The 12,358-nt window shown below is 56.9% G+C and carries 13 protein-coding genes; all 13 read left to right on the forward strand.

The features are described from left to right. The first annotated feature begins 1 nt into the window (after position 1). The 13 genes from AACY42_RS13180 (at position 2) to AACY42_RS13240 (ending at position 12,342) form a co-directional block, all read left to right on the forward strand. On the forward strand, positions 2-1,138 hold the full coding sequence (locus AACY42_RS13180; protein WP_339479844.1) for a phosphoribosyltransferase domain-containing protein: 1,137 nt from the start codon (positions 2-4) through the stop codon (positions 1,136-1,138). After that, the gene (locus AACY42_RS13185) at positions 1,128-1,886 is read left to right on the forward strand and encodes a trehalose phosphatase (protein ID WP_339479846.1); all 759 of its coding nucleotides are present in this window, start codon (positions 1,128-1,130) and stop codon (positions 1,884-1,886) included. The genes AACY42_RS13180 and AACY42_RS13185 overlap by 11 nt, the downstream gene beginning before the upstream one ends. Next, on the forward strand, positions 1,879-2,970 hold the full coding sequence (locus AACY42_RS13190; RefSeq protein WP_339479848.1) for a cysteine protease StiP domain-containing protein: 1,092 nt from the start codon (positions 1,879-1,881) through the stop codon (positions 2,968-2,970). The genes AACY42_RS13185 and AACY42_RS13190 overlap by 8 nt, the downstream gene beginning before the upstream one ends. Continuing rightward, a complete protein-coding gene (locus AACY42_RS13195) occupies positions 2,970-3,917 on the forward strand; it encodes an HpcH/HpaI aldolase/citrate lyase family protein (RefSeq protein ID WP_339479849.1) in 948 nt (315 codons plus the stop codon). Before AACY42_RS13190 ends, AACY42_RS13195 begins: the two co-directional genes overlap by 1 nt. Positions 3,918-4,013: 96 nt before the next feature. After that, positions 4,014-4,601, forward strand: coding sequence for a TerD family protein (locus tag AACY42_RS13200; RefSeq protein ID WP_339479851.1), 588 nt, complete (start codon positions 4,014-4,016; stop codon positions 4,599-4,601). After that, on the forward strand, positions 4,598-5,758 hold the full coding sequence (locus AACY42_RS13205; RefSeq protein ID WP_339479852.1) for a TerD family protein: 1,161 nt from the start codon (positions 4,598-4,600) through the stop codon (positions 5,756-5,758). The genes AACY42_RS13200 and AACY42_RS13205 overlap by 4 nt, the downstream gene beginning before the upstream one ends. 47 nt (positions 5,759-5,805) lie before the next feature. Continuing rightward, a complete protein-coding gene (locus AACY42_RS13210) occupies positions 5,806-6,255 on the forward strand; it encodes a tellurite resistance TerB family protein (protein WP_339479854.1) in 450 nt (149 codons plus the stop codon). An 11-nt stretch (positions 6,256-6,266) separates the two neighbouring features. Then, the gene (locus AACY42_RS13215) at positions 6,267-7,301 is read left to right on the forward strand and encodes a TerC/Alx family metal homeostasis membrane protein (RefSeq protein WP_339479856.1); all 1,035 of its coding nucleotides are present in this window, start codon (positions 6,267-6,269) and stop codon (positions 7,299-7,301) included. 32 nt (positions 7,302-7,333) lie between these two features. Continuing rightward, positions 7,334-7,909, forward strand: coding sequence for a TerD family protein (locus AACY42_RS13220; protein WP_339479857.1), 576 nt, complete (start codon positions 7,334-7,336; stop codon positions 7,907-7,909). Between the two features lie 31 nt (positions 7,910-7,940). After that, positions 7,941-8,519 carry a TerD family protein gene (locus AACY42_RS13225; protein WP_339479858.1) on the forward strand — a complete coding sequence of 193 codons (579 nt, stop codon included), beginning with the start codon at positions 7,941-7,943 and terminating at the stop codon, positions 8,517-8,519. A gap of 772 nt (positions 8,520-9,291) precedes the next feature. Further along, a complete protein-coding gene (locus AACY42_RS13230; RefSeq protein WP_339479860.1) occupies positions 9,292-10,263 on the forward strand; it encodes a tripartite tricarboxylate transporter substrate binding protein in 972 nt (323 codons plus the stop codon). Positions 10,264-10,338: 75 nt separating this feature from the next. Next, positions 10,339-10,812, forward strand: coding sequence for a tripartite tricarboxylate transporter TctB family protein (locus tag AACY42_RS13235; RefSeq protein WP_339479862.1), 474 nt, complete (start codon positions 10,339-10,341; stop codon positions 10,810-10,812). A gap of 9 nt (positions 10,813-10,821) precedes the next feature. Further along, complete coding sequence (locus AACY42_RS13240) at positions 10,822-12,342, forward strand: tripartite tricarboxylate transporter permease (protein ID WP_339479864.1); 1,521 nt, start codon at positions 10,822-10,824, stop codon at positions 12,340-12,342. The last annotated feature ends 16 nt before the right edge of the window (positions 12,343-12,358 follow it).

The following is a 12,358-nucleotide window of genomic DNA, read 5'->3' on the forward strand; positions in this document are numbered from 1 at the left end:
TATGGAACTTAACTTAGTGAACCACGGACCGACGAGGATGAGCGCGCTACTGATGCGCGGGCTACTCGAAGTTAACATTGCCGCATCCACTATTTCTCCGGAAACCCTGTTTGGATTTGCCGAGCGTCGTAATCCCAAGCGCGCATTTCTATTTGTCTCTCGGGTATTAGGCAAGCATATCCCGGTCAAGCCATCGGTGATGCAAGCGAGCTATGAGTGCCTGGCTGCGCAAATTCCTGCTGACCTGCCTGGCCCCGTGCTGGTCATTGGCATGGCTGAAACTGCCGTTGGTCTAGGCGCTGGCGTACACCGCGCATTCAGTACCACCCGCCCCGATACGCTGTACATCGTGAGTACGCGCCACCCCGTAGGCCGCGATATTTTCGCTCGTTTTGAAGAAGAGCACAGCCACGCCAGCGCACATCTGATTCATATGCCCGTCGATCCTGAGCTGCGAGACGCACTGCTGAACGCCCGTTCTCTGGTGCTGGTGGATGACGAGGCCTCAACCGGCAAGACGTTTATCAATCTGCACACTGCATTGATCAACAGCGGCCTGTCGCAGATCGAGCGCGTTGTCACGTGCGTGCTGACGGATTGGTCGGGTGATGCTGTGACCAACAGCATCGGCAACTCAACCGCTCAGGTTTCCCTGATTCGTGGTGACTATCAGTTCATCGAGGATCTGCAAGCCCCGCTGCCCGAAATGCCTGAGTTGGGCACCGTTGCGGCGGGCGATTGGCCAATTGATCCGCTGAACGATTGGGGTCGCCTCGGCACCCGTGCAGTAGCAGACACCCTGGCCCCGGATATTGTGATTGAGCCGGGACAGCGGGTGTTGGTGGTAGGCACGGGTGAGTTTGTGTGGAAGCCGTTCCTGCTGGCCGAGCGCCTGGAGCGCGGTGGCGCTGATGTGCATTTCAGCTCGACTACGCGCTCGCCCATCGCTCTGGGGCACTCGATTCACCATGCCATGTCATTTTCCGATAACTATGGGCTTGGAATCGTGAACTTCCTCTATAACGTTGCACCAGGCCAGTTTGACCGTGTGCTGATCTGCACGGAAACCGATGCGATGGCAGTGCCTTCGTCGCTGATCGAGGCGTTGAGCGCGGAGGTCATCGTCGATGCGCGTTAATCGCCCACTGGCCTTGGTGGACCTGGATGACACGTTGTTCCAGACGGCGCGCAAAATGCCGGAGGAAGCCGAGCGCTTCCCTGCATCCTTTGACGTGTCAGGCAACGTGAGTGGCTATATGTCAACGGTGCAAAAGCAATTCGTCGAATGGCTCTTGATGAGCACCGATGTGGTGCCGGTGACTGCCCGCTGCGCTGAAGCGTTCAGTCGCGTTCGACTCGACTTCCCCGGCGGGGCGATCTGCTCTCACGGTGCCGTGATCCTCAATCCGGATCGCAGTGTCAACAGCGACTGGCACGCCATTATGATTGAGACGCTGCGGGACTATCAGCTGCGGCTGCCGCAACTCTGCGCCGCCGCCCTGCAACTTGGCGAAGAGCGGGGCATTTCCCTGCGCGGCTGGGTGGTGGAGGAAGCCAAACAGCAGCACTACGTCGTCATCAAGCAAAACACTGGCCGAGACTCGGACCTTGCAGCGATTTTGATGCAAATCAAAGCGCGCGGGTTGCTTGAGGATATGCACGTGCATACCAATGGCAACAACCTGGCGCTGTTGCCCAAGGGGCTATCCAAGCGTGTAGCCGTTGAGCATTACCTCGCCCTTGATAGGCAGCTAAATGGTGGGCGGCCTGTGCTCGGTTTCGGCGATAGCATTACCGACCTGGGTTTCATGGACCTCTGTCATTTCTGGTCCACGCCGGCGCGCAGTCAATTGGCGAGTGCGGTGCAGGGGGTTATCCATGAATAACGCGCTCACGGCATTGGACACTGTCGGCAGCGGCAGTTACCTAGCGGATGATGTGCATTTTCTCTTGCAACCCATGCAAATGAGCGCGACGGATGTGCTGGAGAAGGAGCGCCTGATCCAGTCCAGAGAAAAGCATTATTCTGAAATGATCAGCACCGAGTCGGCGCCCTCAGCCACGCATATGGCGCTTTATGAGCATGCAATGACACAGAACGCGGGCCGTATGGCCGCCGACGTGCAGTCCCTCGCCCTGGCCCTTGATCATCTCTACCCTGGCCCGACCATTGCCCTCGTCTCGTTTGTGCGGGCCGGCCTGCCGTTGGGCGTGCTGCTGCGTCGGGCGTTACTCGACAAAGGCCGAGACACCAGCCACTACGGGATCAGTATCGTCCGTGACCGGGGCATCGACACCGTTGCCCTCGAGGCGATTATCGCCCGTCATGGTGCTGAGAACGTGGTGTTTGTCGATGGCTGGACAGGCAAAGGCGCCATTTCCGGTGAGATCAAGCGCAGTCTGGCTGGCGATTCACGCTTCCCCGAGACACCGCGCCTGGTGGTGCTGGCTGATCCCTGCGGCCGCGCCTGGTTGGCGGCGTCGTCGGATGACTGGATCATTCCATCCGGCATCCTCGGTGCGACGGTATCCGGGTTGATCTCGCGCAGTATCTGGCCTGCCAACGGCGGGCTGCACGGCTGTGTGATGTATAGCCACCTGGAGGCGCATGACGTTACCCGCGACTTCATTGATCGAATCGAAGCCATTCGCCAGGACATCGACGTGGACGCGGCCCAGCCATGGACCTCGACCCAAGCCAGCGCCCTGCAACAACTTGCGCAGGGCACCGTCGACCAGTTGGCATCGCGTTTCCAGATCACCAACATGAACCGCGTCAAACCGGGCATCGCTGAAGCCACGCGAGCTGTCCTGCGTCGGGTGCCGTTCAAGGTGCTGGTACGTGATCGGGCTGACATTGATGTTCAGTTGCTGATGCACCTCACCGAACGGGCCCATGTCGATGTGGAGGAGGCCGGTGATGCTCTGGGCCCCTACCGCGCAGTGACCATTATCAAGAGCGTGAGTTGATGAAGCTCATCTCACCTTTCGCACTGGGCGCAACGCTGTACATGCCGGCGACACGCGCAGACATCACCGAAGTGATAATGGGCCGCAAGTACCCCGAACTTCGTTCCGTGGTGATTTGCCTGGAAGACGCGGTCGCCCAGTGCGATATCGCTGACGCCTTGAAAGACCTGCGTAATGTCCTGCACAGTATTGGTCGCGAAAACGGTCGCCCGGCCAATGGACCGCTGGTGTTTGTTCGACCGCGAGACTCTTCGATGGCGGCAGTGCTGAATGACTGGCCGGAGATCTGTTGGATCGATGGATTTGTGGTGCCCAAGCTGACGCTGGTCAACTTGATTAAATGGCAACAGGCCGTCACTCATCCCGGCCTCGCACTCATGCCCACCCTCGAAACGAAAGAGGTCTACAGCCCGAACGCGATGGTCGAGTTGGGTGATGCACTCAAGCGTGAACTGGGTGACAGGATCATTGCGTTACGCATTGGCGGCAACGACTTGATGGGCTGCCTGGGTCTGCGCCGTAACCCGAGGACCACGCTTTACCAAACGCCCATGGGCTATGTGATCCCGATGCTGGCGGGGGTGCTGGGCGCCCAGGGCTTTGCGCTCACTGCGCCGGTGTTCGAGCAGATGTCGACCCCACAATTGCTGGGTGAAGAGCTGGAGTTGGACATTGCTCACGGCCTGGTCGGCAAGACGGCGATTCATCCTGGGCAGATCGCTGTTATCCAGGATGCATTCCGCGTGAGCATCGAGGACCTCAATAGTGCAATGTTGATCGTCAACGATGACGCTCCGGCTGTATTCAAGCATGACGATGCCATGTGTGAACCCGCCACGCATTTTCGCTGGGCGACCAGAATTATCGAACGCGCCCAATGGCATGGCGTGAAAGCTGCCGATTCATCTTATGCAGAGCAACTGCGATTGGCGGAAGTGAGCCGATGAAAGCAATGCCTTTAGCGTCATGGTGTTGCTATCAAATTCAGTAACCGGTGTTTCTGATACCAACCAGAAACACAAAGATCATCAAGGAGCGTAAAGATGGCACTTACATTGTCGAAGAACCAATCGATTTCCCTGGAAAAAACCGGCGGGGCCGGCTTGACCAAAATTACGCTGGGCTTGGGCTGGGATCCGGTTAAAGGTGGTTTTTTTGGTAAGTTGATGGGGGCAGGTACGGAAATCGACCTCGATGCTTCCTGCATTCTGTTCGATGAACACCTCAACGCGGTAGACCTGGTGTGGTTCCGTCAATTGGCCTCCAAGGACGGTTCGATCAAGCACTCCGGCGACAACCGTACGGGCGAGGGCAGTGGCGATGATGAGTCGATCTATGTTGACCTCCAGGCCCTGCCGGCTTCGATCAAGTATCTGGCCCTGACCTGCAATAGTTTTACCGGTCAGAACTTCGAAAAGGTCGAAAACGCTTACTGCCGTATTCTCGACACTTCGAAAAACGCCGAGCTGGCACGCTTTAACCTGTCTGAAAAAGGTCGCCACACCGGCGTGGTCATGGCAAGCCTGACCCGTGGGCCACTAGGGTGGGAATTCAAGGCCATCGGGCAAACAACCAACGGCCGGACGGCCGACGATCTTGTCAGCCTGGCGGTTGAGGCGTTGCGCGCATGACTAGTCTGGTACCAGGTGGTAATGCGCCGGTCGCCACCGGTTCTATCCGGGTCGATGTCAGCTACTCGCCACTCCCAGGCGCTGATATCGATGTTTCAGCCTTTGCATTGTCTCCATCGGGCAAGGTCAAGAATGACTCGGCGATGTGCTTCTATGGGCAGCCGAACATCCTGGCAGGCGCCGTTCAGATGACGGATTCGTCGTCAGGCCGGGCGACGTTTACGGTTGATCTCAGCCGCCTTGCAGCAGATGTGGAAAAAATTGCCCTGACGGCCACTATTCACGAAAACAAGGCAAGTTTTGATCGGGTTTCGTCACTCTCCGTGACACTCAGCGGTGGCCTGGATGCGCAGATTTCCACGAGCGGCATGAAAGAAACGGCGCTGATCCTGGGCGAGTTTTATCGTCGCCAGGGCGAGTGGAAATTCCGTTGTGTTGCTCAAGGTTTTGCTGGCGGCCTTGCACCATTGGCTACTCATTTCGGCGTTGAGATCGCCGACACACCGACCCCGACACCTGCTCCCGCTGTTCCGGCGCCGGCCGCTGCGCCTAAAGCGACGGTTAGCCTGAGCAAGGTGACGCTGGACAAGTCTCGCGCCAGCATCAGCCTGGAAAAGTCAGCGTCGGGTTTTGGCCTGATCAAAGTCAACCTCAACTGGAACCAGGGAAAAAAGGGCGGGTTCTTTGGGAAAAGCAAATCTATCGACCTCGATGTCGGCTGTCTGTTCGAGATGCAGGACGGCTACAAAGGCGTTGTGCAGGCACTCGGCAATGCGTTTGGCAGCCTGACGGAAGAACCCTTCGTGCAATTGATGGGGGACGACCGGACCGGTTCCGTGACCGGCGGCGAGTGGATTCATATCAATGGCCAACAGTGGAGCAAGGTTCGACGCATCTTGGTCTACGCCTTCATCTATGACGGCGCGCCCAACTGGGCCGAGACCGACGGCGTGGTCACGATCTTCGTACCTGGACAGCCTGAAATCGAAGTTCGATTGAACGAAGAGGGCGGTCGACTGGGTTGCTGCGCGATCGCGCTGCTGGAAAATGACAATGGCGCCGTGAAAGTGACACGTCGGGTCGATTTCCATAAGTCCCAGGCACCTATGGATACGGCCTACAACTGGGGCATGCGCTGGTCGGCGGGCTCCAAATAATTAATTGCAAAACGGGGGCTACGGCCCCTCTTTGAGAGGAAGATCCCATGCTGGAATGGCTGAAAACAAATGCAGCGAAGGCGCGTGAAGCGCTGACGACCGAAGTCGGCAAGTTCAAGAACAAGAACTTTATGGAGGCCACGGCCTCGGCCTGCGCAATGATCGCTGCGGCTGATGGTGAAGTCTCTTCTGCCGAAAAAATGAAGATGACAGGCTTTATCAATAATTCGCCGGAATTGAAGGTGTTTAACCTCAGTGACGTGATCAAGTCGTTCAATGATGCCGTGGGCAAGTTTGAATTCGACTTTGCCATTGGTCAGGCCGAAGCACTTAAGATTATCAACAAAATCAAAGGCAACGACGGCGCGGCCCGTCTTCTGGTGCGCGTTGCCTGCGCGATCGGCTCTTCGGATGGTGACTTTGACGCCAAGGAAAAAGCCGCCTGCCGCCTGATCTGTCTCGAGCTGGGCCTGAACCCTGCTGATTTCGAACTATAAGGCGTATGACCGTGGAAGCTACCCATATCGGTTTTCCCCCTCTGACGATGGCGGTATTCGTCGCTATCGCACTGGGTGCAATGTTGCTGGACATGGTTACCCACCGGGGTGACAAGCCGGTGTCCCTGATGAAAGCGTCCATCTGGTCGATTTTTTGGATCGCGATCTCCCTGGGATTTGCAGGGTTCCTGTATTACGAGCACGGCCCTGAAGTCGCCAGTCTGTTCGTCACCGGCTACGCCTTGGAGAAAGTCCTGAGCGTGGATAACCTCTTTGTGTTCATGGCAATTTTTGCCTGGTTCAAAGTGCCGGACGGCTTGCGCCACCGCGTACTGTATTGGGGCATCATCGGCGCCATCGTTTTCCGTGGCATTTTTGTGGCCATCGGTACTGGCTTGCTGGCGTTCGGCCCATGGGTTGAAATCGTGTTTGCGGTGATCGTGGCCTGGACGGCTGTGATGATGTTGAGAAGCGGCGGTGACGATGAAGAGGAGGAGGACTACTCCACTCACATGGCTTATCGGTTCGCTAAAAAACTGTTCCCGGTGTGGCCAAAGCTGCACGGCAATAGCTTTTTCGTACGCCGCAAGGTGCTCGAAGCTGAGCTGTTGAAACCAGAGAACAAAGGGATGAGCTTGGCCGCCAAGGGGGGGCTGTTTGCGACCCCGCTGTTTCTGTGTCTGGTCGTTGCTGAAGTCTCCGATGTGCTGTTTGCTTTTGACTCCGTACCCGCCGTTATTGCGGTGAGCCGTGAGCCGTTGATCGTTTATTCGGCAATGCTTTTCGCTATCCTCGGCCTGCGTACGATGTACTTTGTGCTGGAAGCACTGAAGCGCTATCTGGTACATCTCGAGAAAGCGGTTATTGCACTGCTGTTTTTTATCGCCATCAAGCTCGGGCTGAACGCGACCAATCACATTTTCCACCACGGCTACAACATTGATGCGAACACCAGCCTGTTAATCGTAATGGTTGTACTGGTTATCGGCGTCGTCGCAAGCATCATGTTTCCTGGCAAGGAAGAAGCGCCCGCTGAACTCAGCTAATTTAATTCGCTAAATCACAAGGAGTTGCACCCATGGCTTTGACACTTCAGAAAGGCGGCAACCTGTCGCTGTCCAAAACTGATCCATCGCTGACCAGACTGATTGTTGGTTTGGGTTGGGATCCTCGTGCCACAGACGGCACCGAGTTTGACCTGGACGCCAGTGCGTTCCTGCTCTCTGCTGCGGGCAAAGTTCGCGGCGAGCAAGACTTCATTTTCTATAACCAGCTCAAAAGCGTCGACGGTTCTGTAGAGCACACCGGTGACAACCGCACTGGCGCCGGCGACGGTGATGACGAGGTGATCAAGGTTGACCTGAGCCGCGTACCTGCCGAGATTGACAAGATTTCGTTCACCGTGACCATTCACGACGCAGACGCGCGCAAGCAGAACTTTGGTCAAGTGGGTGGCGCCTTCATCCGTATCGTCAACGAAGTCAGCGGCGCTGAAGTCGTGCGTTACGACCTGGCAGAGGATGCTTCGACTGAAACAGCGATGATCTTCGCCGAGTTGTATCGCAATGGCAACGAATGGAAATTCCGTGCTATCGGCCAAGGCTACGCTGGCGGCCTGAAGTCCGTGGCGAACAGCTTCGGCATGAATTTCTGATCTATCACTCCATTTACTGAGGAATCTACACATGGCAGTTTCATTGTCCAAAGGCGGTAACGTCAGCCTGTCCAAAGAAGCCCCCGGCCTGACCGAAGTCATTGTTGGCCTGGGCTGGGACCCTCGCGTGACCGATGGCACCGAATTCGACCTGGACGCGTCGATCTTCATCGTGGGCGAAAACGGCAAAGTGCTCGATGACAACAGCTTCATCTTCTACAATAACAAAAAGTCGGCCGATGGTTCCGTCGAACACATGGGTGATAACCGCTCGGGTGCTGGCGAAGGCGACGACGAGCAGGCAACGGTCAAGCTGACCGGCCTGGCGCCGGCAGTGAAGAAGCTGGTGTTCGCAGTGACTATTCACGATGCCGAAGCACGCAAGCAAAGCTTTGGTCAGGTCTCCAATGCGTTCATCCGCGTGGTCAACAAAGCCGACGGCAAAGAGCTGGCGCGTTATGACCTGAGCGAAGACGCTTCTACTGAAACCGCGATGATTTTCGGCGAACTGTATCGCAACGGCGAAGAGTTCAAGTTCAAGGCAATCGGTCAAGGTTTCGCCGGCGGCCTCAAGCCATTGGCTGAAGCCCATGGCGTCAGCATCGGCTAACGCTGTGCAGTGACAAAAGGCCCCTGTTTTACACAGGGGTTTTTTATGTGTGCGTAAAACTGGATATCGCTTCCGGTGCTTGGGATCGCTCGCTGCGCTTTTACCCTCGAGTTGGGAAAAAGTCTTCCGCCGTGTTTGTCAGAAGGTGAAGGTGCACGGCTTCATCGGCTGCAGCTATGCGCTCAAGTGCGTGTAGCAGCAAGGGGCTAGAGGCGACCCTGGGATCGCCCAGCATTTTTGGGCATCGTGGTGACAAACTATGTTGTAAGCGACCAGATCCAGCCTGCCGGCTCGGATCCGAAACGCTCACACAAACCAACCCCCTGATTCAGGGGTTTTTTTTTAGGGCAACTAAACTTCATGCCGATTTGGGCCGGGAACCGAGCTTCAATCGCGCCTTGGTCGGCGAGCCCTGTTCGTCGTTTTCAGGGCGAGCCACTGAACAACTACGTTGACAACATGGGGCATAGGTGATGATATCAAGTCATACGACAACGTATGACATAGAAAATAATAAAAACGAAAGGCGCAGTCATGTCTTCTACATTTACCGCCCAGCGAGATTGCAGGTCACCGGCCCGACGCGTTAGCGCAGGGTGCCAGCTACTTCCCTCGCTTGCCGAACAGCCCCGTGCGGGCTCGCCATGCAATCCAATTCCCCTATCCCAACGTTCAGGCCTGCGCGCCTGCCTCGCCAGGCGTTAGCGCTCGGCGTGCCCGTTTCTTGCTCAACTTCAACCCCACAATGAATGGCAGCACCTGGAGAACAATAATGAAGAAAACAATCTGCGCCTCTTTGATCGCCTCTTTTCTGAGCCTGACCGCTGGCACGGCAATGGCCGCCGACGTCGGAGACTGGCCAAGCCGTCCGGTGCAGGTGGTGGTGATTGCCAACGCCGGCGGTGACACCGATTTCAACGCACGAATGATGGCCAAATACTTCACCAAGCTCACTAGAAAATCCATGGTGGTGACCAATATGGCCGGCGGGGGCGGGACGATCGCCGCCGATGCGGTGAAAAGCGCGGCACCGGATGGCAATACAATCTTGTTCACCCATACCGGCCAGTTGATCGTCAACGAGGTCGCGGGGCTGTCGGAGGACCGTTTTGATGCGTTCGATATCTCCTGCATTGCCGGCGTCGACAAAGGCGCGGTGTTCGTCTCGGCGAAAAGCTCGGGCATCGACAGCCTCGACCAACTGATTGAAAAAGCCAAGGCCAAGCCCGGCACCATCACCTACGGCACTGAGATGGGCAACTTCTCTCATCTGCAGGGCCTGATGTTCGAGAAGCTCGCCGGCGTGAAGCTGAAAATGGTCGACAGCGGCACGGTGTCCGAAAAAATCGTCGCCTTGCTGGGCAAGCGTATTGAGCTCGGTGCCATCAGTTATGGTTCGGTCCAGGATTACATCGCCAGCGGCAAGATGACCGCTTTGGGCCAGCCCAACGCTGAGCGCAACGCGTTGCTAGGCGACGTCAAGACGTTCAAGGAGCAAGGTGTGGATTTGATCCTGGACAAGCCTTACGTCGTCGCTTTCCCGAAAGGCACCGACCCGGCCATCGTCAAGAAAATGGCCAAGATTATGAAGGACATTACCGAACAGCCGGAATACGCCGAAGAGCTGAAAAAGTCCTTCAAGCAGCCGGTCAGCTTCCAGGGCACCGAAGAAGCTGTTGCCACCCTGAACAAAACCCGTGACAGCTTCATGCAGTTCAAGGACGAGATGCGTAAAGCCAAATAATTTACGTAACGGCTCGGGTGGGCGCCGTGTTGGCAAGCACCCGATTGCCGGTCCTTTCCAGCAAGAGGAGCCTGTATGGATTCCTATAAAAGAAACGAGCTGATAGCCGGCGTGGCCATGCTCGGCGCCGGTGTGGCTTATCTCGTATTGACCTTGAACCTGCCGCGTCGCGGGTTGGTTGATGCCGCGTTTGTACCTTGGGTGCTTGCCGTCGCGTTGTGCCTGTTGGGTGCGTTGCAATTGTGGGCGTGGCGAAAGCTGCCGGACAAGAGCCCCGAACCGGCGCAAAAGCCGGAGTCGATCGATTACCCGACGGTCTTCAAATCCCTGGCATTGGTGCTGCTTTTTACAGCGCTGCTGGAGACGGTGGGTTTCGTGATCATGACGGTGCTTTATCTCTATGCCCAGTTCATCGTGCTGACCCCGGCGGAACAAAAGGTCAAGCACCTTCAATACGCGTTGATAGCGGTCGTTTCGGCAGTTCTGATTTTTTACATTTTTCGCCATGGCTTCGACTTGCTCCTGCCGGTCGGTTTATTGGATTTCTAGGGGGCGGCCATGATTGAGCTCATGCAACAAGGCTTTGGGGTCATACTTACACCCTACGTCTTTCTCCTGATCACCCTCGGCGTTGCGGTGGGGATCGTTTTTGGTGCGGTGCCCGGCCTCTCGGCCACGATGGCCATCGCGCTGTGCTTGCCGCTGACGTACTCGATGGGCCCCGGTCCGGGCCTGGCGCTGCTGGTCGCGCTGTTTGTCGGTGCTACCTCGGGAGGGCTGATATCGGCGATATTGCTCAACATACCGGGAACGCCGGCCTCCATCGCCACGACCTTCGACGGTTGGCCGCTAATGAAGAAGGGCCAGGGCGTCAAAGCCTTGGGTATTGGTGTGGTGTTTTCTTTCCTGGGGACGATTTTCAGCATCGCCGCGCTGATGTTCATCGCTCCGATCCTGGCGGAGCTGGCCCTGAGCTTTGGCCCGCACGAATACTTTTCCATCGCGATTTTCTCGCTGACGTTGATCGCCACGCTGTCTACCGGCTCGCTGGTCAAAGGCTTGTTTGCCGGTGCCCTGGGCTTTGCCTTTTCTACCGTGGGGATTGCGCCGGTCGAGGCGATTCGCCGCTTTACCTTTGACCTGCCGAGCCTCAATGGCGGCTTCGCCATGCTCACCGTCATGATCGGTATGTTTGCCGTCGCCGAAGTGCTGAAGTTTGCTGAAAGCGCGCGCCTGAGCCACCGGGCCAGACCACAGCACGTCAGCATGAAAGGTGTGAAAGGTTTTGGTTTTTCGATGAAGGAGTTTGTCGGCCAATTGCCCAATGCTGGCCGTTCCTCCCTGATCGGCCTGGGCATCGGTATCCTGCCCGGCATCGGTGCCGGGACATCGAATATCGTTTCTTACATCGTTGCAAAGAAGCGCTCCAAGACCCCAGAGGAATTCGGCAAAGGCAAGATCGATGGCGTGGTCGCCAGCGAGGCGGCCAACAATGCCGGTATTGGTGGTGCGATGATTCCACTGCTGACGCTGGGCATTCCCGGCGATACCACCACGGCGGTCATGCTCGGCGGGTTCATGATCCACGGCCTTCAGCCTGGGCCTCTGCTGTTTATTAGCCAGGCACCGCTGGTCTACACGATTTTCGCCGCGCTGATCCTCGCTTCCGTGCTGATGCTGGTGCTCGAGTTCTACGGCCTACGCATGTTCATCAAACTGCTGGCGGTGCCCAAGCACATCCTGCTGCCAATCATCCTGGTGCTCTGTGTGGTCGGGGCCTTCGGCCTGAACAGCCGGATCTTCGATGTCTGGGCGGTGTTGCTGTTTGGCTTGCTGGGATACGGGTTTGTAAAAGCCGGTTTGCCGATTGCACCGTTCATCATCGGTTTCATCCTGGGCCCCATGGCTGAAACCAACTTGCGCCGTGGCTTGATGCTGTCCGATGGGAACTTCGGCGGCTTCCTGAGCAATCCCATCTCTGCGTGCTTTCTCATCCTGGCCGCCGCCTCCATCTCCTGGCACGTGGTGACGGTCATTCGCAACAGGAAAAGTGCTGCTATTGAGTTGATGCGCAGCTAGCCCGCTGCTTTCGTCC

The organism is Pseudomonas sp. RL_5y_Pfl2_73, assembly GCF_963970515.1.
GTDB lineage: Bacteria > Pseudomonadota > Gammaproteobacteria > Pseudomonadales > Pseudomonadaceae > Aquipseudomonas.